Genomic DNA, 20,600 nt, shown 5'->3' with positions numbered 1-20,600 from the left:
CCTTAGGCGGGGGTGATGGCAGCCGCAACCGTCATCGCCCCGGCCCTTGCCCGTCAGAAATCAAAGCGGGCGCGACCGACCAGGCGATCGCCGACGTGCGCGCCGTTGGCGAAGGGGCCGAAGGCATCGCGCCGCGCCACGTCCGTACCGAGATAATCGAGCCCCAGCGTGACGGGGCCGCTGCGATGCTCGACGCCGAGCCGCCAGTCGACGTAGCGCCCACCCGGCCGCAGTCGCTGCGCGCGAACGGGGTCGTCGACCTCGCCGGACGACCGGCCGAGCTGCGCCACAGCGGTCAGCGGCGTGCCGGGAATGCCCGCATCGGCACCGGCGTAAAGATAAAGGTTGCTGCCGCCGATCGCGTCCTGCGACGGTGCGTAGAGCGCGCCGGCAGTGACCCGCGCCGGCCCCAGCGAGTAGCTCGCCGAGCCGCCGAGTTCGGCATAGTCCATCTTGCTATCCGCGTTGAAGAATAGGTGGCCGATCCCCGTCGCACGGAGGCGGACGGTGCCCAGGTCCCAACCCGTGCCGAGGGTCAAGTCGGCGACGCCATCCGCGTCGGCGTGGCGCGCCGACCCGCGCAACGCGGCGACGCGGACGCTGGCATCGACCGGACCAATGGTGGCGGCAGCGTCGGCGGAGATCGAGGCGCGACCCTGCGACCAGCTAAGGCCGCGGCGGACCTCGTCGTTCGTCGCCTCCACCCCGCCGCGCAACGTCTGCGCCGTCGCGGGTGCGCTGACGAGGAGCAGGGTCGCGACAGCCGGCACGATCCTCATCAGGCGCCGATACCCGCGTGCAGTCGATCGAGCTCGGCGCGAAGCGGCGCGTGGTCCTCCTGCGCAAGCGCGCGGAGGTGCGTATCGACCTCGCCCGCGCGCGAAGCGACCTCATCGGCGATCGCGCGACGCGCAGTGTCACACCAGCCGGGGCGACTGCCCGCGAACAGGCCATCGCGACCGAACGAACGCGACGCCGCGATACCGACAGTCCCGCGCGCCTCACGCGTCACGGCGAGATCGGCGTGCCAGGTGCAGCGTAGCGTCGATGCGCGACCGCCCGGCGCGACGGCGCCGATTTGGCGATGGGTGACCATCACCGCACCGCGATAGCGGGCCTCGACGGACCCGCTGCGATGGTCGAGCGTGACCACGTGGTCCTGCGCCATCACCGGCGACGCGGTGGTGGCGAGCGTGAGTGCGACGATGGGCAACAGCTTCACGGCACCTATCCTCAAGCGGCCGGATGTTTCCGGCGGCATCCGACGCTCACGGCGCCAATGAAGACTCAATCGCCAAGCCGGCCGGTGGTTGCAAGAGAAACGGGTATGACAATGAACCAACGTTCCATCACGAGCGGCACGACGCGACATACTCGCCGTCGAGGCTCGCGCCGAATCCCACAGGAAAGGGCTCCGGTTCACACCGGAGCCCTCTCGAAACGCCTTCACTCTTCCGCTTCTGCGGCACTTTCTCTCCTCGAGAAAGGAGAGTCGGGGCCTCAGTTGCCCTGCGGCACGCCCGAAGCGGCAGCGACCTCGGCCGCGAAATCGGAAGCTTCCTTCTCGATGCCTTCGCCGAGCTGGAAGCGGACATAGTCCTTCAGCACGATGGTCGTCCCGGCATCCTTGCCGGCCTTCGCCACCACGTCGCTGATCTTGGTCTTGCCGTCCATCACGAACAGCTGGCTCACCAGCGCGTGCTCCTTGCGGTACTTGGCGATGCCGCCCTCGACCATCTTGGCAATGATGTCGGCAGGCTTGCCGCTCTCAGCCGCCTTCTCGGTCGCGATCGCGCGCTCGCGCTCGATCTCGGCCTCGTCCAGGTCTTCCTCGTTCAGCGCCTTGGGGAAGGCGGCGGCGATGTGCATGGCGAGCTGCTTGCCGAGGCCCTGGAGCACCTCGTCCGACGCGTCGGATTCGAGGGCGACGAGCACGCCGATCTTGCCCAGGCCCGCCGACTGCTGGTTGTGGACGTAGGAGACGACCGCGCCCTGCGACACTTCGAGGCGCCTGGCGCGGCGCAGCGACTGGTTCTCGCCGATCGTGGCGATGTTGTTGGTCAGCACTTCCTCGACGGTGGTGCCCGACGGCATCTTCTCGGCCTTCAGCGCCTCAACGTCGTCACCGGTCGCGAGTGCGACCTGCGTGATTTCGCGGACGAACTGCTGGAACTGGTCGTTCTTGGCGACGAAGTCGGTTTCCGAGTTGACCTCGACCGCGGCGCCCTTGGTGCCCGCGGTGGCGACGCCGACGAGGCCTTCGGCCGCGGTGCGGCTCGACTTCTTGGCGGCGGCAGCAAGGCCCTTGGTGCGCAGCCAGTCCATCGCGGCATCCATGTCGCCGGCGGTCTCGTTCAGCGCCTTCTTGCAATCCATCATGCCCGCGCCGCTCTTCTCGCGCAGATCCTTGACCATCGCTGCCGTGATATCGGCCATGTCTCTATCCTCTTGAATGTGAGTGCGGGCGGGGCGGAGCATCGTCGCCCACCCCGCCCGCGTAGCGTTCAATCGTGAAGCTTAGGCGTCGATCTGACGCTCGCCCTCCGCCGCGGCGGCCATCACGTCGCCCTCGGCGTTCACGTTGGTGTCGATCGCAGGATCGGTGCCGATCGCCTCTTCCTGCACCGGCTCGGCCATCGCGCCGAGGTCGGCGCCCGAGCGGCGCTGCTGCTCGTGGCCGCCACGGGTCGCGGCAATGGCGATCGCCTCGCAGTAGAGGCGGATGGCGCGCGCGGCGTCGTCGTTAGCGGGGACCGGGAAGGCGATACCGTCCGGCGACACGTTCGAATCGAGGATCGCGACGACCGGGATGCCGAGCGTGTTGGCTTCCTTGATCGCCAGCTCTTCCTTGTTCGCGTCGATCACGAACATGACGTCGGGCACGCCGCCCATGTCGCGGATGCCGCCGAGCGACAGCTCAAGCTTGTCACGCTCGCGGGTGAGCTGGAGGACTTCTTTCTTGGTGAGGCCGTGGGTGTCGCCCGAGAGCTGCTCTTCGAGCGACTTCATGCGCTTGATCGAGTTCGAGATCGTCTTCCAGTTGGTGAGCATGCCGCCCAGCCAGCGGTGGTTGACGAAATGCTGGTTGGCGCGGCGCGCGGCGTCGGCCACGGGCTCCTGCGCCTGGCGCTTGGTGCCGACGAACAGCACCTTGCCGCCGCCGGCGACGGTGGACGACACGAACTCCAGCGCGCGCGCGAACAGCGGCACGGTCTGTGAGAGGTCGAGGATGTGGACGCCGTTGCGGTCGCCGAAGATGTAGGGCTTCATCTTCGGGTTCCAGCGGTGGGTCTGGTGGCCGAAGTGCGCGCCGGTCTCGATGAGCTGCTGCATGCTGACGACAGGTGCCGCCATAGGGATATTCCTTTCCGGTTAAGCCTCTGGGAAGCGGATGACGCGGCGGCTCGAAGCCATGCGCACCGGTTGGTGATGCTTCCCATGCGGAGTTGAGGCGCGCCCGGTAGCCGATCGAGCCGCAAAGCGCAACCGTTCTCCGGCCGCTTGACACCTGGAACGATATAGGAACATACCGTGTTCAACAGGAGGACGGAGCGCGATTCGCCGCAACTTCGGTGCTACGGAGCGCAGAAGTTACGGTTATCTTAACGCCCGACGGAACCCTGTCGCATTTCAACGGTTTGCGATGGTCAGTTGATGACGTTCGCATCAGGGAGGCGAACATGATGGCAGTGATCAGCATCTTGGTTTTCACCGGCGCATTCGCGCTGTCGGCCGGCGTCATCGCGGTGGCCATCGGCCCGCAATGGCGGCGCATCGTACGGCTGGCGGCGGGCCAGGTCGAGCAAGGCTTCTCCCCGCTCGGGCAACTCGCGATGGCCGAGCGTCGGATCGCCGTCAGGCGCTGGGCGTCGGCACCGGTTCCCGCGCCGATCCGCCGGATGCGCGAAGCCGCCTGACCCGAGCATAGCTCGCCATGCTGAACGGCAGCAGCGCGAGGTAGATGGTCGATACCGCGCTCAGCGTGTGCCAGGGGGCAACGACCAGCGCAGCGAACAACAGCACGATTCCCGCCAATGCCTCGAAGCGGATGTTGCGGCGCAGGCGTAGCGACTTCCACGAGAAGGTCGCGACGCTCGACACCATCAGGATCGCGACGAACGCGGTCCAGGGTGCGACCAGATAGGGCGACGCGAAGATCGGCTCGTCCGTCCACAGCCAGAAGAACAGCGGCGTCAGCGCCAGTCCCGCCCCGACCGGCGCGGGCACGCCGGTGAGATAGCCGGCGGACTTATGCGGCTGCTCGGTCTCGTCGATCTGGGCGTTGAAGCGGGCTAGGCGCAATGCGCAGAAGACGGCGAGAACGAGGCTCGCCATCCAGCCGAGCCGCGGCAGCGCCGACAGCGACCAGAGATACAGGATCAGCGCCGGCGACACGCCGAAGGAGATCGCGTCCGACAGCGAGTCGAGCTCGGCGCCGAAACGGCTCTCCCCGCGCAGCAGCCGGGCAATGCGGCCGTCGATGCCGTCGAGCACGCCGGCGACCATAATCATGGCAACGGCACGCTCCCACTCGCCGCCGATCGCGAAGCGTACACCCGACAGGCCGGAGCAGAGCGCCAGCGCGGTGACCGCGTTGGGCGCGACCGCGCGCAGCGGCAGCCCGCGCGGACGACGCGGCAGCCGCGGGTAGCGGCGTGGACTGCCGACCTGATCCTCGCTCACTGGCTGATCCCGTGCACGGGCACGCCGCCGACGCGGCCGATCACCGTCTCACCCGCGATCGATCGCTGGCCGAGCGTGACCTGCGGCACGCAGTCGTCGGGAAGATAGACGTCGACGCGGCTGCCGAAGCGGATCAGGCCGACCCGCTGGCCGACCGCGACCATGTCGCCCGGCTTGGCGAAGCCGACGATGCGACGCGCGACCAGGCCGGCGATCTGGGTGAAGCCGATACGGCGGCCGTCACGTCCCTCCACGACGAAATGCTGGCGCTCGTTCTCGTCGGATGCCTTGTCGAGGTCGGCATTGAGGAACTTGCCAGAGATGTAGACGACCTGGCGGATGGTGCCCGCGATCGGCGTGCGATTGATGTGAACGTCGAACACCGACATGAAGATCGACACCCGCATCAGCGGCGCCTCGCCCAGCTCGGCCACCAGTTCGCGCGGGATGGCGACGCGCTGGATCATGGTGACCAGGCCGTCGGCCGGCGCGACGATCAGGTCGTCGCCGACCGGCGTGGTGCGCACGGGATCGCGGAAGAAGGTGGCGACCCAGATCGTCAGCCCGACCATCGGCCAGAACAACACGTTGGACACGATCGTCAGCAGCAGCGTGATACCGACGCTGATGGCGACATATTTGCGGCCTTCGGGGTGGACGGCGGGAAAGCGCCACTTGACGGTGGTGGTCGTGAGGGGCGGCTTTTCAAGCGATGACATGGCCGGGGTGTACCCACCATGGCCATCACTGACAACAAGCGTCCGTCACGACCGCGATGCCGGGTGCAGCCCCGGACATAGGCGATAGTGCGTGCCGGTCTTCAGATCGGTGAAGCTGGTGCGTCCATCGACGCGCACCTTGACGTTATCGGTCGCGCGGAACCGCCTTCCGCGCGGGTCGCCATATTGCTCACAATTCTGCCGCAGCGTGTAGCGCCGTCGGATATGCACCAGCACGCGACCGGTGCACCGGCCCACCTTGCTGGAGCCGATGCCCTGCCCGTCGTAACGCCGGATCACCGCGTTGGGCGCGTCGGCACAAGCATCGCCCCGCTCCACATAGGCGCCGCGTGCAAGGGGCAGCGTGTCGGCGAGCGCCGGCGAGGCCGCGGCGGCGAGCGGCAGCAGCAGGGAAAGACGCATCGAACAGCTCCGTGATCCGCGGGGTGGCGGGCGGCCATAGCCGCGCCGGGACGCTCGCGCATCCCCCCGCCGCCGCGGCATCGGGGCGGTTGATCCCCCCTGCCCCCTCCCCTATCGCGGCGGCCAACCCTCAACGCCCAGGAAGAGAGAACATGGCCAAGATCAAGGTGAAGACGCCCGTCGTGGAGATCGACGGCGACGAGATGACGCGGATCATCTGGGAATGGATCCGCGAGCGGCTCATCAAGCCCTATCTCGATATCGAGCTCGATTACTACGATCTCGGCATCGAGCATCGCGACGCCACCGACGATCAGGTGACGGTGGATTCGGCCAAGGCGACGCAGAAATACGGCGTCGCGGTGAAGTGCGCGACGATCACGCCCGACGAGGCACGCGTCGAGGAGTTCGGCCTGAAGAAGATGTGGAAGTCGCCCAACGGCACGATCCGCAACATCCTGGGCGGCGTGATCTTCCGCGAGCCGATCGTCATCAAGAACGTCCCCCGCCTGATCCCCGGCTGGACGCACCCGATCGTGGTCGGCCGCCACGCCTTCGGCGACCAGTACAAGGCCACCGACTTCCTGGTGCCCGGCCCGGGCAAGCTGACCATGAAGTGGACCGGCACGAACGGCGAGACGCAGGATTACGAGGTGTTCGACTTCCCCGAGGCGGGCGTCGCGATGGGCATGTACAATCTCGACCATTCGATCCGCGACTTCGCGCGCGCCTCGATGCACTATAGTCTCGGCCGCGGCTGGCCGCTGTACCTGTCGACCAAGAACACGATCCTGAAGGCGTATGACGGCCGCTTCAAGGACCTGTTCGCCGAGGTGTTCGAGGCCGAGTTCGCCGATCGCTTCAAGGAAGCCGGCATCGTCTACGAACATCGCCTGATCGACGACATGGTCGCCTCCGCGCTCAAGTGGAACGGCGAGTTCGTCTGGGCCTGCAAGAACTACGACGGCGACGTGCAGTCGGATCAGGTGGCACAGGGCTTCGGCTCGCTCGGCCTGATGACGTCGGTGCTGCTGACGCCGGACGGCAAGACGGTGGAGGCGGAGGCCGCGCACGGCACCGTTACCCGCCACTATCGCCAGCACCAGCAGGGCAAGGCGACGTCGACCAATCCGATCGCGTCGATCTTCGCCTGGACCGGCGGCCTGAAGTACCGCGGCAAGTTCGACGACACGCCCGAGGTGACCAAGTTCGCCGAGACGCTGGAGCGCGTGTGCATCGAGACGGTCGAGAACGGCCACATGACCAAGGATCTCGCGATCCTGATCGGCCCGGATCAGCCGTGGATGACGACGGAGCAGTTCTTCGAGCAGGTTCGCGTGAACCTGGAAGCGAAGATGGGCAGCTGGGCGTAACGAACACTGGGGAGGCTGCGTTGGTGGCCTCCCTTCTGTTCATCAATATTCTCTCGGGCACGAAAGTTCGTGCCCGTCGTCATCCGGTGTCCTGTTCGTAAGGATATTGATCGATAAGCTGGAGACGGCCAATCATCTTGTTTCGTGGGATTAGCGCTCCTGGCGCAACGACCGCGTTGGCACCGATCCGTACATTGTCACCGATCAGAGAACCGAATTTAATCACATCCGTGTCGATGACTTCCCCAGCAAAGACGATCCGAATTTTCTTGTCGGCAAGTTCGTTGCGATAGTTGGCGATCATTGCCCCTGCTTCGATGTTCGCCCCACTTCCGATGATCGAGTCTCCAACAAAGTTCAGGTGCGCAAGTTTTGAGCCGGGAAACATGAAGCTGGTTTTCAGCTCGGACCCCGGCCCAATCGTGCATCCCTCACCCAAATACGTGCCCCCACGGAGGTATGCGCCAGCGGCAACGAAGCAGCCCGGCCCAACGACTCCCGGTCCTTTAAGGATTGCGCCTTCCTCAACGATAGCGGAACGGTGCACGCCGAAATCAGCGCTCACCTTGTAGTCCGAGCCGAGCGTCGACAAGGTTTGCCGGATTAATTGCTCGGCCTGTTGCACGACGAGCCATGGCGCCATGTCGACTCTGCCGAATGGCGAGGTCGCCCACGCGTCTATGAAGCGATCTATTGCATACACCGCTGTCATTCCATCCTCCTTCGGCGTTCAAGTTCTGCCTGGGTCGGTCGTTAGGCGATCCGCCAACCGTCGCCTAAGCTGCTCGGATCGCCGCTGTCGCGCCGGTCATATATGGGCGCTTTCGTCTTGGCTCCACTGAACGGGCTGACACGACCCGCCGCATCCGCTCTAACGCTCCCCATGGCCATCGAACTCGACAATCACGGTTTCTCCGACGCGCTCGTCATCCTCGGCGCGGCGGGGTTGGTGATTCCCGCGTTCGCTCGGTTCCGGGTCAGCCCCGTCATCGGCTTCATTCTCGTCGGCATGCTGGTCGGGCCGCACGGGCTCGGCGCGCTGACGCCGCGGGTACCGTGGCTCTATTACGTCACCATCACCGATGCCGAATCGATCGCGCCGTTCGCCGAGTTCGGGATCGTGCTGCTGCTGTTCTCGATCGGGCTGGAGCTGTCGTTCCGGCGATTGTGGGCGCTCAGGCGACAGGTGTTCGGCACCGGCGCGGCGGAATTGTTCGGCTCGGCGGCGCTGATCGGGATCGCGCTGCACCTGATCGGCCAGGAATGGGCGGGCGCGGCGGGGCTGGGCCTCGCCTTGGCGCTGTCGTCGACGGCGTTGGTGCTGCCGCTGGTCGGCACGACCAGCCCGGTCGGGCGCGGCGCGTTCTCGATGCTGCTGTTCGAGGATCTGGCGCTGGTCCCGATCATCTTCGCGCTGGGGGCGATGGCGCCCACGGCGGCGGACGGGTGGCAAGGGCTCGCCTCGGTGGGGTTGCGTGGAGGGCTGACCGTGGCGGCATTGTTCGTCGGCGGGCGCATCGTATTGCCGCCGCTGTTCGAGCAGGCGGCGCGGACCAAGAGCCCGGAATTGTTCCTGGCCGCATCGCTGCTCGTGGTGATCGTCGCCTCGGTCGCAACCACCGCGGCGGGGCTGTCCCCGATCGTCGGCGCGCTGCTCGCCGGCCTGCTGATCGCCGAGACCGAGTATCACAGCGAGGTCGAGGTCATCACCGCGCCGTTCAAGGGGCTGGCGCTCGGCGTGTTCCTCATCACCGTGGGCATGAGCGTCGACCTGCAATCGGTGCTCGCCAACTGGCCGTCGCTGGCGGCGGCGGTGATCGGCGTGGTCGCGGCCAAGGCGATCGTCACCTTCCTGCTGCTGCGCGTGGCGGGTGCGCGGGTCGGCGTCGCGGCGGAAACGGGGCTGCTGATGGGCAGTCCGTCCGAGACGACGCTGATCGTGCTCGCCACCGCCGCGCAGGCGCAGCTGATCCTGCCCTCGACGGCCGCCTTCTGGCAGACGGTAACGGCGATCGGCCTGACGCTGACGCCGCTCCTCGCCAAGGCGGGACGCCGACTGTCGCGCGACATCGAGGCGGGAATGCCGGCCGAGCCGGTCGACGAGGGCGAGGAGGCGCGCACCGTGCTGATCGGCTTCGGCCGGGTGGGGCGCATGGTCGCGGACATGCTGACCGTGCACGGCCAGCCCTATCTGGCGGTCGAGGCGGACATCGACGCGGTCGCCGAGGCGCGGCGGCAGGGTTACCCCGTGCTGTTCGGCGACGTGGCACGCGGGGAGCTGGTCGACCGGCTCAACCTGGCGGAATCGCGCGCGCTGATCCTGACGATGGACGATCCGGTGCTGACCGTCCGTCTCGCCAGGCGCATCCGCCAGGCGGCGCCGGCCCTGACCATCGTCGCCCGTGCCCGCGACGCCGCCCACGCGGCCGAGTTGTACAAGGCGGGCGTCACCGACGCGGTGCCCGAGACGCTGGAAAGCTCGCTGCAACTGTCGGAGGCGGTGCTGGTCGACCTGGGCGTCGCGATGGGACCGGTGATCGCCTCCATCCACGAGAAGCGCGACGAGCTGCGCCAGGTCATCCGGCGCGAGGCGGCGCTGGAGCGCGAGCCGCGGATCAGGCGGGTGCGACGGCTGGGCGATCCCGCCTAGACGGCGTCGGCTTGCGGATGGTGCGGCACCAGGATCAGCGTTCGCCCTTCCACCCGCCACGATTTCAACCGCGACAGGAAGTTCATGCCGATCACGTTGACCTCGCCGAACGCGGGCGAGGCCACCGCGGAGAGGTCGTGCGCGACGATGCTGCCCAACCGGAGTTCGGGAATGGTTACCGTCTGCGCCCGGATCGTGCCGTTGGCGGTGGTCAGCAGCACCGGTACCAGCCCCTCGCTCGGGCGCAGCCCCATCCGCGACGCGGTGCGTGCCGACAGAGCGGTGACGGTGGCGCCGCTGTCGACCAGCATGCGCTGCGTGACCCCACCGACGCTGACCCGCACCCAGAAATGCCCGTCCGGCGACTGGCGGATGCGCGTCTCGCCGCCGACCACCTCCTGCCCGTCGAGCTTCAGCGCCGCGGCAATGCCGCCGAGATAGGGATCGAACGCCTCGCGCTGGCCGAGCACGACGACGAGCAACCCGGCGAGCACCAGCCAGCCGGCGATCGACACCAGCGTACGGAGCACGGGGATGCGGCGCGCGATCGCGATCGCGAGGATCGCCGCGCCGATCGCCAGGTAGAGCGGCCCTTGCGGACCCAGATCGGGAAGCATGGGCCGACCCTTATCGCTTCATGCCTGTACGAAGGCTGACCGACGCTATTCCAGTTCCAGGATGACCTGATCGACCGCCAGGCTCTCGCCCGCCGCCGCCGTGACCGTCTTGACCGTGCCCGATTTTCCGGCTCGCAGGATATTCTCCATCTTCATCGCTTCGACCACGGCCAGCGGCTGACCCGCCTCCACCCGGTCGCCCTCGCCCACGTCCAAGCGGACGAGCAGGCCCGGCATCGGCGCGAGCAGGAAGCGCGACAAATCTGGCGGCACCTTCTCGATCAGATGTTCGGCGTAAGGCGCGACGCGCGCAGGCAACACGCGGGCGACGTGCGCGGCACCGCGGGTCGACAGGCGGAAGCCCGCGGACACGGGCGCGATGCGGATCGAGAGCGCGTCGTCGCCCTGATCGACCTCCACCATCCGGTCGCCGGGCGTATAGGCCATCGCCAGGTCGAGCGGTTCGCCGTCGACCGCGATCTCGTCGGCGAGGACCGCGACATGGTGGTCGACACCCGCGATCCGCACCACCCACTCGCCCGGCGGCGGCAGGCGGCGACCGAGTTGGCCGTCGATCCGCCGCGCGCGGTCGGCGTGCGCGGTGGCGGCGAAAGCGGCGACCGCGGCGAGCGTGCGGAGCAACGCGGCAGAGGCGGGCGCGCCGGTGAAGCCGTCGGGATATTCCTCGGCGATGAAGCCGGTGGTGAGCGCGCCTTCGCGAAAGCGCGGGTGCTGCATCAGCGCCGACAGGAAGTCGAGATTGGTGCCCGGCCCCTCGATCTCGAACGCGTCCAGCGCGGCGATCTGCGTGTCGATCGCCTCCTCGCGGGTGGGCGCCCAGGTGACGAGCTTGGCGATCATCGGGTCGTAGAACATCGACACCTCGCCGCCTTCGGCGACGCCGTCGTCGACGCGGACGTAGGCTGACCCTCGGTCCTCCCCGTGTACGGGGAGGGGGACCGCCGACGGCACGTCGGTGGCGGACGGCGGCGTCCACGAGCGCCCCGCCTGCGGCCCGCCCTCTCCGTCAGCAGCTTCGCTGCTGCCACCTCCCCATGAATGGGGAGGATCGTATGGCGTCTCGCTACTCTCGGGGGGATTGTACCGGACCAAGCGGCCGATGCTCGGCAGGAAGCCGCGGTAAGGGTCCTCGGCGTAGACGCGATTCTCGATCGCCCAGCCGTTGAGGGCCACGTCCTTCTGGCCGAATGCCAGCTTCTCGCCCGCCGCGACGCGGATCATCTGCTCGACGAGATCGAGCCCGGTGATCGCCTCGGTCACCGGATGCTCGACCTGGAGACGGGTGTTCATCTCCAGGAAGTAGAAGCTGTCACCGCTGGTGTCGGCGCCCGACACGATCAGCTCGACGGTGCCGGCGGAGTAATAGCCGACCGCCTTGGCGAGCGCGACCGCCTGCTCGGCCATCTTGCGGCGCATCTCTGGGCTGACGAAGGGCGACGGCGCCTCCTCGACCACCTTCTGGTGGCGGCGCTGGATCGAGCATTCGCGCTCGCCGAGGTAGAGGACGGTGCCGTGCTGGTCGCCGAGCAGCTGGATCTCGATATGGCGCGGGCTCTCGATGAACTTCTCGATGAACACGCGGTCGTCGCCGAACGACGCAAGCCCCTCGCGCTTGGTCGCCTCGAACCCCTCGCGCACGTCGGCCTCCGACCAGGCGAGCCGCATCCCCTTGCCGCCGCCGCCCGCCGACGCCTTCATCATCACCGGACAGCCGATGTCGGTCGCGATCCGCACCGCCTCGTCCGTGTCGGCGATCTCACCGAGATAGCCCGGCACGACGTTGACGCCGGCCTGCTTGGCGAGCTTCTTCGATTCGATCTTGTCGCCCATCGCCGCGATCGCGTTCGGCGGCGGGCCGACGAAGGCGATGCCCGCGTCGGCGCAGGCGCGCGCGAAGCTCTCGCGCTCCGATAGGAAGCCGTAGCCGGGATGGATGCAGTCGGCCCCCGTCTCCTTGGCGGCGAGCAGGATCAGGTCGGGGTTGAGGTAGCTCTCCGCGGCCGGCGCCGGCCCGAGCCGCACGGCCTCGTCGGCCATGAGGACGTGCGGACTGCGCGCGTCCGCGTCCGAGTAGACCGCGACGGTGGCGATCCCCATCCGCTTGGCGGTGCGGAACACCCGACACGCGATCTCGCCGCGGTTGGCGACCAAGATTTTCTTGAACATTCAGGCTTTTCCTCCCGCCTCGGTTACGCAGCCCGGCTTACGGCGGGTGCTCCCCGCAACAGGCCGTCAGTGCTGAGGTCTTCGTCGATATCGGGCCAATGGAGGCCGTAGCCTGCCCCTGCCCTCTGCCAATTGGTGCGCTGCTCGGGCGTCGCGTTCAGCAGACGCGGATACCAAGCGAGGGGTGCCGAAATCGTTCGGCCGTCCATCAGGTCGACGATCAGGCTCGCCTCGTCGAAGCGGACGTCGAGCACGCGCTCGTCGGTGATCCTAGCCGAAATGTTCATGCCACGCCTCCAGGAAGCGGCTGCGATGTTCGTCGACCATCGCGACGATGCCACCGATCTCGTGCGCGCGGAACCCGCGGCTCTTCGCTACGTCCAACGAGGCCAACCATGTCTTGATCGTCGCCTCGCCGCGATCGACGTGGACGTGCGGCGGCTCGTTCGGCTCGTGACTGTAGAAGTAGAAGCGGAAGGCGCCGATCCGCAGCACCGTCGGCATTCACTCCGCCGCTTCCGCCAGCCGGCACTCGGCCTGCATCGGTCGCAGCCCCAGCTTCGCGAACAGCGCGCCGTCCTTGTCGTCGCCAGCGTTGGCGGCGGTGAGAAGCTTGTCGCCGGTGAAGATCGAGTTGGCGCCGGCGAGAAAGCAGAGCGCCTGTGTCTCGTCCGACATACTCTCGCGACCGGCGGACAGGCGGACCATGCTCTCGGGCATCGCGATCCGCGCGACGGCGACGGTGCGGACGAACTCGATCTCGTCGATCTTGGCCATCGGCGTGTCGGCGAGCATGTCGCCGAGCACGGTGCCCTTGACCGGCACCAGCGCGTTAATCGGCACGCTGCCGGGATGTTCGGGAAGCGTGGCGAGCGCGTGGACGAAGCCGACGCGGTCCTCGCGCGTCTCGCCCATGCCGACGATGCCGCCGCAGCAGACGTTGATCCCCGCCGCGCGCACCGTCTCCAGCGTGTCGAGCCGATCGGCGAACGATCGCGTGGTGATGACGTCGCCGTAGCGCTCGGGCGACGTATCGATATTGTGGTTGTAGTAATCGAGCCCCGCCGTCGCGAGGCGGTCGGCCTGGGCGGGCGTCAGCATGCCGAGTGTCATGCAGGTTTCCAGTCCCATGCCGCGCACACCCTCGATCATCGCGACCACTGCGTCCATGTCGCGGTCCTTGGGATTGCGCCACGCCGCGCCCATGCAGAAGCGCGTCGAGCCGGCATCCTTCGCCTGCGCCGCGGCCTGGAGCACGGCGCGGACATCCATCAGCTTGGTCGCCTTGACGCTGCTGTCGGCCGAGACCGACTGCGAGCAATAACCGCAATCCTCCGGGCAGCCACCGGTCTTGATCGACAGCAGCGTCGACATCTGCACGGCGCCAGCGTCGTGGTACGCGCGGTGCACCTCGGCCGCGCGAAACACGAGCTCGGTGAAGGGCAGGTCGAAGAGCGCCGCGATCTCGTCGCGGTTCCAGTCGGTGCGGGTCTGGTCGATGGCAGTCATTCGGCGGCTTCGCTTTCGGGAGGCATGTTGTGGCCGAGCAGGCGAAGGACCTCCTCGGCAGCTTGGATGAGGTTGGTGCCGGGGCCGAAGATCGCCTGCACGCCCGCATCACGGAGCGCCTGGTAATCCTGCGCGGGGATCACGCCGCCGGCGACGACGCGAATGTCGGCGCGACCGGCGTCGCGCAGATGGCCGATCAACTCGGGGATCAGCGTCTTGTGGCCGGCGGCGAGGCTGGAGGCGCCGACCACGTCGACGTCGCTGTCGATCGCCAGCGTCGCCGCCTCGGCCGGAGTCTGGAACAGCGGGCCGGGGACGACCTCGAACCCCAGGTCGCCGAACATCGACGAGACGAGGTTGGCACCGCGGTCGTGCCCGTCCTGCCCCATCTTGGCGACGAGCATGCGGGGCTTGCGGCCCAGTCGCCGCTCGGTCGCCTCGACGCCCTCCTCCAGTCGGGTCCAGCGCGCATCGTCGGTATAGGCGCCGCCGTAGATGCCGCTGACCGGCGTCGGCTGGGTGCCGTAGCGGCCGAACACGTCCTCCATCGCCGAGGAGATCTCGCCCAGCGTTGCGCGGTGCCGGGCGCATTCAACGGCGAGGGCGAGGAGGTTCTTCTCCTGTCCTCCCCGTTCGCGGGGAGGGGGACCGTCCGGCGCAGCCGGATGGTGGAGAAGCAGCCCAGCAGCGTCGTTGTTCGTGGCTGCCCTTCCACCAGCCTGCGGCTGGTCAACCTCCCCGTTCCGGGGAGGTACGAGGCCGCCGCGCGCGCCCTCGCGCAGCGCATCCAACGCCGCGCGGCACTTGGCCTCGTCGCGGGTCGCCTTGACCCGCTCGATCCGGCGGACCTGCGCCTCGCGCACCGCGACGTTGTCCACGTCGAGGATCTCGATCGGGTCCTCGTCCGCCTTGCGGTACTTGTTGACGCCGACGATCACGTCCTCGCCCCGGTCGACGCGTGCGGCGCGGGCGGCGGAGGCTTCCTCGATCATCGCCTTGGGCCAGCCGGCGGCGACCGCCTTGGCCATGCCGCCCTCCGCCTGCACGCGTTCGATGATCTCCCACGCGCCGTCGACGAGGCTCTGGGTCAGGCTCTCCACGTAATAGGAGCCACCGAGCGGGTCGACGACCTTGGTCATCCCCGTCTCCTCCTGGATCACGATCTGCGTGTTGCGCGCGATCCGGGCGGAGAAGTCGGTGGGCAGCGCGATCGCTTCGTCGAGCGCGTTGGTGTGGAGCGACTGGGTGCCGCCCAGCATCGCCGCCATCGCCTCGATCGTGGTGCGCATGACGTTGTTGTAGGGGTCCTGCTCGGTCAGCGAGACGCCCGACGTCTGGCAGTGCGTGCGCAGCATCTTCGAGCGTTCGTCCTTGGCGCCCAGCTGCGTCATCGCGCGGTGCCAGAGGACGCGCGCGGCGCGGAGCTTGGCGATCTCCATGAAGAAGTTCATGCCGATCGCGAAGAAGAACGACAGGCGTCCGGCGAACTTATCGATATCGAGGCCCGACGCGACGCCGTATTTCACATATTCCATGCCGTCGGCGATGGTGAAGGCGAGCTCGTGGAGCTGCGTCGCCCCCGCCTCCTGCATGTGATAGCCGCTGATCGAGATGCTGTTGAACTTGGGCATCTCGCGCGACGTGTAGCCGAAAATGTCCGAGATGATCCGCATGCTCGGCTCGGGCGGGTAGATGTAGGTGTTGCGGACCATGAACTCCTTGAGGATGTCGTTCTGGATGGTCCCGTCGAGCAGCTTGCGGTCGACGCCCTGCTCCTCGCCCGCGACGATGAAGAAGGCGAGGATCGGGATCACCGCCCCGTTCATCGTCATCGACACCGACATCTGATCGAGCGGGATGCCGTCGAACAGGATCTTCATATCCTCGACGCTGTCGATCGCGACGCCCGCCTTGCCGACGTCGCCGGTGACGCGGGGATGGTCGCTGTCGTAGCCGCGGTGCGTGGCGAGGTCGAAGGCCACCGACAGCCCCTTCTGCCCCGCGGCGAGATTGCGGCGGTAGAAGGCGTTCGACTCCTCCGCGGTCGAGAAGCCGGCGTACTGGCGGATCGTCCACGGCCGCCCCGCGTACATCGACGCGCGCACGCCGCGGGTGAAGGGGGCGAAACCGGGCAGGCCCGGATCGGCAGTCACGTCGGCGGCGGTGTAGAGCGGCTTGACGTCGATCCCCTCGGGCGTCGCCCAGGTCAGGTCCTTGCCCTTCACCTCTCTCGCCGCGGCGGCTTCCCACTTGGCGAGCGTCGGCTGCGCGGACGGCTCCGGCTGGTGCGGTGTCGTCGGCGCGGCGCCGCTGTCCTCGCCGGTGTTGGTCTCGATCTCGGCCATGCTACGCGCCCTTGAACTCCGCTTTCCGCTTTTCCAGAAAGGCGCGGCCGCCCTCCGCACCATCGGCGGTGCCGCGCATCGCGCGCTGGTTGTCCGCCTCGCGCGCCATTGCGGCGGCGTAGTCGCCCTCGTAGGCGGCGTGGAGCTGGCGCCGGATCGCCCCGTAAGCCCGCGTCGGTCCGGCGACGAGCCGCTCGGCCAGCGCGAATGCGTCATGGTCGAGCGAGGCGTCGGCGACGAGGCGGTGGATCATGCCCCAATCGTACGCCTTGGCCGCCAGCACCCGCTCGCCCAGCATCATCATCTCGGTCGCCCGCGCGCGGCCGATCAGCCGCGGCAGCATCCACGACGCGCCACCGTCGGGCACCAGCCCAATATTGACGAATGCCTGAAGGAAATAGGCGGTGTCGGAGGCGACACAGAAATCCGCCGCCAGGGCCAGGCTGCACCCGATCCCCGCCGCCGGCCCGCGCACCGCGCTGACCACGGGCACGTCGAGGTCCGCCAGCGCCAGCATCGCCGGATTGTAACTGCCGGTCAGCGCCGCGAAGGTGGCTGCTCCCGGATCGTCCGCGTTCAGCGCACCGCCACCGACGTCCGCGCCCGAACAGAACGCCCGCCCCGCCCCCTGGATCAGCACCGCACGGGCGCCACCCAGATCAGCGAGGGCGGCGGCGATCTCCTCGAACATCGCCGGCGGCGCGGCGTTCAGCCGATCCGGCCGGTTCAGCGTCAGCACGAGCACGTCGCCGCGCCGCTCGACCAGGATGTGCTCGGCCATCAATGGTGATCCCCGGGAGTTTCCAACAACTCGATCAGCACGCCGCCGGTATCGCGCGGGTGGAGAAAGACGATCGGCGTGCCGTGCGCGCCGATGCGCGGCTCGCCGAGCACGGTCGCGCCCTTGGCCTTCATGTCGGCGACGGCGGCGTGGATGTCGGCCACCTCGAAGCACAGATGATGCTGCCCGCCCGCCGGGTTCTTCTTGAGGAATCCCGCGATCGGCGAGGTCTCGTCATAAGGCTCGATCAGCTCGACCTGCGTGTTGGGCACGTCGACGAAGCACACGCGTACGCCCTGTGCCGGCAGGTCGAACGGCTCGCCGATCGCGGTCGCGCCGAGCAGGTCGCGGTAGATCGCGACCGACCGCTCGATCGACGGCGTCGCGACGCCGACATGGTTGAGGCGGCCGATGGTCATAGCGGGATGTTGTCGTGCTTCTTCCACGGATTCTCCAGCGCCTTGTTCTTGAGCTTGCGCAGGCCGAGCGCGATGCGGCGGCGGGTCGAGTGCGGCTGGATCACCTCGTCGATGAAGCCCTTCGACGCCGCCACGAACGGGTTGGCGAAGCGCGCCTCGTACTCGGCGGTGCGCTCGGCGATCTCCTCGGGCGTCTTGCCCCGGAAGATGATCTCGACTGCCCCCTTGGCGCCCATCACCGCGATCTCGGCGGTCGGCCAGGCGTAGTTGAGGTCACCGCGGAGGTGCTTGGACGCCATCACGTCGTAGGCGCCGCCGTACGCCTTGCGCGTGATGACGGTGATCTTGGGCACGGTCGCCTCGGCATAGGCGAAGAGCAGCTTGGCACCGTGCTTGATGATGCCGTTATGCTCTTGGGCGGTGCCGGGCAGGAAGCCGGGGACGTCGACGAAGGTCACGATGGGGATGTCGAAGGCGTCGCAGAACCGCACGAACCGTGCGGCCTTCTTCGACGACGCGATGTCGAGCACGCCCGCGAGCACCATCGGCTGGTTGGCGACGACGCCGATCGTCTTACCCTCGATGCGGCCGAAGCCGGTGATGATGTTGGCGGCGTGCGCCGGCTGCGTCTCGAAGAAGTCGCCCTCGTCGACGACCTTTCGGATCAGCTCGTGCATGTCGTAGGGCTGGTTGGCCGAGGCGGGGAGAAGCGTGTCGAGGCTGTCCTCCACCCGGTCCCACGCGTCGGCGGTCGGCCGCTCGGGTACGCCCTCGCGGTTCGACAGCGGCAGGAAATCGATGAAGTCGCGGGCCGCCAGCAGCGCCTCGACGTCGTTCTCGAACGCGTTGTCGGCGACGCTGGTCTTGGTGGTGTGCGTCACCGCTCCGCCCAATGCCTCCTGCGTGACCACCTCATTGGTCACCGTCTTGACCACGTCGGGACCGGTGACGAACATGTAGCTCGAATCCTTCACCATGAAGATGAAGTCGGTCATCGCCGGCGAGTAGACCGCGCCGCCCGCGCACGGGCCCATGATAAGGCTGAGCTGCGGCACCACGCCCGACGCCAGCACGTTGCGCTGGAACACCTCGGCATAGCCGCCCAGCGAGGCAACGCCTTCCTGAATGCGCGCGCCGCCCGAATCGTTGAGGCCGATCACGGGCGCGCCGACCTTCAGCGCCATGTCCATGATCTTGCAGATCTTGGCGGCGTGCCGCTCCGACAGGGAACCGCCGAACACGGTGAAGTCCTGGGAGAACACGAACACCAGCCGGCCGTTGACCGTGCCCGATCCGGTGACCACGCCGTCGCCGGGGATCACCTGCGCCTCCATGCCGAAATCGACGCAATTATGCTCAACGAACATGTCGAGCTCCTCGAAGCTGCCCTCATCGAGCAGCACGTCGAGCCGCTCGCGCGCGGTCAGCTTGCCCTTGGCGTGCTGCGCGGCGATGCGCTTCTCCCCGCCGCCGACGCGGGCGGCTTCGCGACGACGCGCGAGTTCGGCGATGGTGGACGACATGGCCTCTCCTTTGTGCGACTCCCCTTCCAACAGACGGCACGGGAAAGCAATTCCGGCGTTGAGGCCTTTATGACCGACCGCATCGATCGCCGCTTCGTCCTGAAACTCTCCGGCGCCGCTGCCGGTCTGGTTCTCGGGGGCCGCGCCGCCGACGCGCAGCGGCTGCCTCCGCCCTCGTCCGTCGACCGCGGCCAGGTGGAGGGCGGCAAGGTGACCTTCCCGGGATGGCGCGGCGCGGCCGACCCGAAATCCCCGCCGCCCCCCGCGCCGATGCCGCCGGCGGAGCGTGTCGGCTTCGCCGTCGTCGCGCTCGGCCGCCTCAGCCTGGAGGAGATCCTGCCTGCCTTCGCCGAGTGCAAGAAGGCGAAGCTCGCTGCCCTCGTCTCCGGCAGTCCCGACAAGCTGCGCACCGTCGCGGCGCAATACGGCGTGCCGGCCGATCATTGCTACGATTACGCGGGCTTTGATCGCATCCGCGACGATCCGACGATCAAAGCGGTGTACATCGTGCTGCCCAACGGCATGCACCGCGAATATGTCGAGCGCGCCGCAAAGGCAGGCAAGCACGTCCTCTGCGAGAAGCCGATGGCCAATTCGGCGGCGGAGGCGCGATCGATGATCGCCGCCTGCGAGCAAGCCAAGGTCAAGCTGATGATCGCCTATCGCATCCAGTACGAACCCTATAACCAGCGCGCCCGCCGCTTCGTGCAGGAAGGGACGTTCGGTCGCCTGGTCGGCGCGACCATGACCAACACGCAGACGGTCGCCCCCACCGGCGCTGAGCAGTGGCGACACAAGAAAGCGCTGGCGGGCGGCGGCTCGCTCCCGGATATCGGCCTCTACTGCGTCAACACCGCGCGCTTCCTGACGGCGGAGGAGCCGGTCGAGGTCTATGCCGAGCAGTTCTCGCCGCCGGGCGACCCGCGATACGCGGAGGTGGAGGAGACGGTCGCCTGGACGATGCGCTTCCCATCCAACTTCATCGCCCAGTGCCTGACCAGCTACGGCGCGCGCGACGACAAGTCGCAGAAGCTCAATTTCGCGACGGCAACGCTCGATATGCCGGGCGCCTATCGCTACCGGGGGCAGCAGATGTTCGTCGCGCAGAATGTCGGCGAGATGGACGAGCGGCAACAGGTCAATATCCCGCCGCGGAACCAATTCGCCGCGGAGATCGACCACATGGCCGACTGCATCCTCCAGGACCGCCGCCCGCGCACGCCGGGCGAGGAAGGATTGCAGGACCATGTCGTGATGGAGGCGATCTACGAGAGCGCGCGCACCGGCCGTCCGGTCAAGCTGAAAGCATATCCGGGCAAGGACGTGTTCCGCGGACCGCCGGCATAGCGCGCCGGTCAGTTCGAGCTCGAT

The 20,600-nt window shown here is 67.8% G+C and carries 21 protein-coding genes; 4 read left to right on the top strand and 17 right to left on the bottom strand.

Annotated elements, in window-relative coordinates; genetic code table 11:
* Window positions 1-53: 53 nt before the first annotated feature.
* The 4 genes from BM145_RS01465 to rpsB all read right to left on the bottom strand — a co-directional run bounded on the left by BM145_RS01465 (window position 54) and on the right by rpsB (window position 3,354).
* Window positions 54-779: a TorF family putative porin gene (locus tag BM145_RS01465; protein ID WP_093330354.1), complete on the bottom strand. Its 726-nt coding sequence runs from the start codon at window positions 777-779 to the stop codon at window positions 54-56.
* Window positions 779-1,222: a hypothetical protein gene (locus BM145_RS01460; RefSeq protein WP_093330352.1), complete on the bottom strand. Its 444-nt coding sequence runs from the start codon at window positions 1,220-1,222 to the stop codon at window positions 779-781. The genes BM145_RS01465 and BM145_RS01460 overlap by 1 nt, the downstream gene beginning before the upstream one ends.
* 278 nt (window positions 1,223-1,500) lie before the next feature.
* On the bottom strand, window positions 1,501-2,436 hold the full coding sequence (tsf, locus tag BM145_RS01455; RefSeq protein ID WP_093330349.1) for a translation elongation factor Ts: 936 nt from the start codon (window positions 2,434-2,436) through the stop codon (window positions 1,501-1,503).
* A gap of 81 nt (window positions 2,437-2,517) precedes the next feature.
* On the bottom strand, window positions 2,518-3,354 hold the full coding sequence (rpsB, locus tag BM145_RS01450) for a 30S ribosomal protein S2 (protein ID WP_093330347.1): 837 nt from the start codon (window positions 3,352-3,354) through the stop codon (window positions 2,518-2,520).
* A 326-nt stretch (window positions 3,355-3,680) separates the two neighbouring features.
* Here rpsB and BM145_RS01445 point away from each other — a divergent pair, with 326 nt between their 5' ends.
* Window positions 3,681-3,917: a hypothetical protein gene (locus tag BM145_RS01445; protein ID WP_093330344.1), complete on the top strand. Its 237-nt coding sequence runs from the start codon at window positions 3,681-3,683 to the stop codon at window positions 3,915-3,917.
* Here BM145_RS01445 and BM145_RS01440 read toward each other — a convergent pair.
* Genes BM145_RS01440 through BM145_RS01430 form a run of 3 tightly spaced genes read right to left on the bottom strand, consistent with a single transcriptional unit; the run spans window position 3,856 to window position 5,825 of the window.
* Window positions 3,856-4,683 carry a CDP-alcohol phosphatidyltransferase family protein gene (locus BM145_RS01440; protein ID WP_093330341.1) on the bottom strand — a complete coding sequence of 276 codons (828 nt, stop codon included), beginning with the start codon at window positions 4,681-4,683 and terminating at the stop codon, window positions 3,856-3,858. The genes BM145_RS01445 and BM145_RS01440 overlap by 62 nt on opposite strands.
* Window positions 4,680-5,402, bottom strand: a complete 723-nt coding sequence (locus BM145_RS01435; RefSeq protein WP_093330339.1) for a phosphatidylserine decarboxylase — start codon at window positions 5,400-5,402, stop codon at window positions 4,680-4,682. Before BM145_RS01435 ends, BM145_RS01440 begins: the two co-directional genes overlap by 4 nt.
* Before the next feature lie 45 nt (window positions 5,403-5,447).
* Window positions 5,448-5,825 carry a hypothetical protein gene (locus BM145_RS01430; RefSeq protein ID WP_093330336.1) on the bottom strand — a complete coding sequence of 126 codons (378 nt, stop codon included), beginning with the start codon at window positions 5,823-5,825 and terminating at the stop codon, window positions 5,448-5,450.
* A 152-nt stretch (window positions 5,826-5,977) separates the two neighbouring features.
* Between BM145_RS01430 and BM145_RS01425 the strand changes: the two genes are divergently transcribed.
* A complete protein-coding gene (locus BM145_RS01425; RefSeq protein ID WP_093330333.1) occupies window positions 5,978-7,198 on the top strand; it encodes an NADP-dependent isocitrate dehydrogenase in 1,221 nt (406 codons plus the stop codon).
* A 79-nt stretch (window positions 7,199-7,277) separates the two neighbouring features.
* On the opposite strand, the gene BM145_RS01420 is transcribed toward BM145_RS01425, so the two are convergent.
* Window positions 7,278-7,910, bottom strand: coding sequence for a DapH/DapD/GlmU-related protein (locus tag BM145_RS01420; protein WP_218149595.1), 633 nt, complete (start codon window positions 7,908-7,910; stop codon window positions 7,278-7,280).
* A 171-nt stretch (window positions 7,911-8,081) separates the two neighbouring features.
* Here BM145_RS01420 and BM145_RS01415 point away from each other — a divergent pair, with 171 nt between their 5' ends.
* On the top strand, window positions 8,082-9,848 hold the full coding sequence (locus BM145_RS01415; protein WP_093330331.1) for a cation:proton antiporter domain-containing protein: 1,767 nt from the start codon (window positions 8,082-8,084) through the stop codon (window positions 9,846-9,848).
* Here BM145_RS01415 and BM145_RS01410 read toward each other — a convergent pair.
* The 9 genes from BM145_RS01410 to BM145_RS01370 are packed head-to-tail and all read right to left on the bottom strand — an operon-like array spanning window position 9,845 to window position 19,229.
* Window positions 9,845-10,465 (bottom strand): retropepsin-like aspartic protease family protein, encoded by a 621-nt coding sequence (locus BM145_RS01410; RefSeq protein WP_093330328.1) that lies wholly within the window; start codon window positions 10,463-10,465, stop codon window positions 9,845-9,847. The two genes, BM145_RS01415 and BM145_RS01410, sit on opposite strands and share 4 nt — an antisense overlap.
* Before the next feature lie 45 nt (window positions 10,466-10,510).
* Window positions 10,511-12,652 carry an acetyl-CoA carboxylase biotin carboxylase subunit gene (locus tag BM145_RS01405; protein WP_093330326.1) on the bottom strand — a complete coding sequence of 714 codons (2,142 nt, stop codon included), beginning with the start codon at window positions 12,650-12,652 and terminating at the stop codon, window positions 10,511-10,513.
* Between the two features lie 23 nt (window positions 12,653-12,675).
* Entirely contained in the window at window positions 12,676-12,939 is a 264-nt protein-coding gene (locus BM145_RS01400; RefSeq protein WP_093330323.1) for a DUF2442 domain-containing protein, read from the bottom strand.
* Window positions 12,923-13,156 (bottom strand): DUF4160 domain-containing protein, encoded by a 234-nt coding sequence (locus BM145_RS01395; RefSeq protein ID WP_093330321.1) that lies wholly within the window; start codon window positions 13,154-13,156, stop codon window positions 12,923-12,925. The genes BM145_RS01400 and BM145_RS01395 overlap by 17 nt, the downstream gene beginning before the upstream one ends.
* Window positions 13,157-14,161, bottom strand: coding sequence for a biotin synthase BioB (bioB, locus tag BM145_RS01390; protein ID WP_093330318.1), 1,005 nt, complete (start codon window positions 14,159-14,161; stop codon window positions 13,157-13,159).
* The gene (gene scpA / locus BM145_RS01385) at window positions 14,158-16,506 is read right to left on the bottom strand and encodes a methylmalonyl-CoA mutase (RefSeq protein WP_093330315.1); all 2,349 of its coding nucleotides are present in this window, start codon (window positions 16,504-16,506) and stop codon (window positions 14,158-14,160) included. The genes bioB and scpA overlap by 4 nt, the downstream gene beginning before the upstream one ends.
* Window position 16,507: 1 nt before the next feature.
* Window positions 16,508-17,287: an enoyl-CoA hydratase-related protein gene (locus tag BM145_RS01380; RefSeq protein ID WP_177200045.1), complete on the bottom strand. Its 780-nt coding sequence runs from the start codon at window positions 17,285-17,287 to the stop codon at window positions 16,508-16,510.
* Window positions 17,287-17,706 carry a methylmalonyl-CoA epimerase gene (gene mce / locus BM145_RS01375; RefSeq protein WP_093330310.1) on the bottom strand — a complete coding sequence of 140 codons (420 nt, stop codon included), beginning with the start codon at window positions 17,704-17,706 and terminating at the stop codon, window positions 17,287-17,289. Before mce ends, BM145_RS01380 begins: the two co-directional genes overlap by 1 nt.
* Window positions 17,703-19,229, bottom strand: coding sequence for an acyl-CoA carboxylase subunit beta (locus BM145_RS01370; protein ID WP_093330308.1), 1,527 nt, complete (start codon window positions 19,227-19,229; stop codon window positions 17,703-17,705). Before BM145_RS01370 ends, mce begins: the two co-directional genes overlap by 4 nt.
* A gap of 69 nt (window positions 19,230-19,298) precedes the next feature.
* Here BM145_RS01370 and BM145_RS01365 point away from each other — a divergent pair, with 69 nt between their 5' ends.
* A complete protein-coding gene (locus tag BM145_RS01365; RefSeq protein WP_093330305.1) occupies window positions 19,299-20,576 on the top strand; it encodes a Gfo/Idh/MocA family protein in 1,278 nt (425 codons plus the stop codon).
* The last annotated feature ends 24 nt before the right edge of the window (window positions 20,577-20,600 follow it).

Origin of the sequence: Sphingomonas rubra (assembly GCF_900115745.1) — a bacterium.
GTDB lineage: Bacteria > Pseudomonadota > Alphaproteobacteria > Sphingomonadales > Sphingomonadaceae > Sphingomonas > Sphingomonas rubra.
The sequence above is the reverse complement of the archived record's forward strand: the minus strand, read 5'-3'. Positions and strand labels throughout refer to the sequence as shown.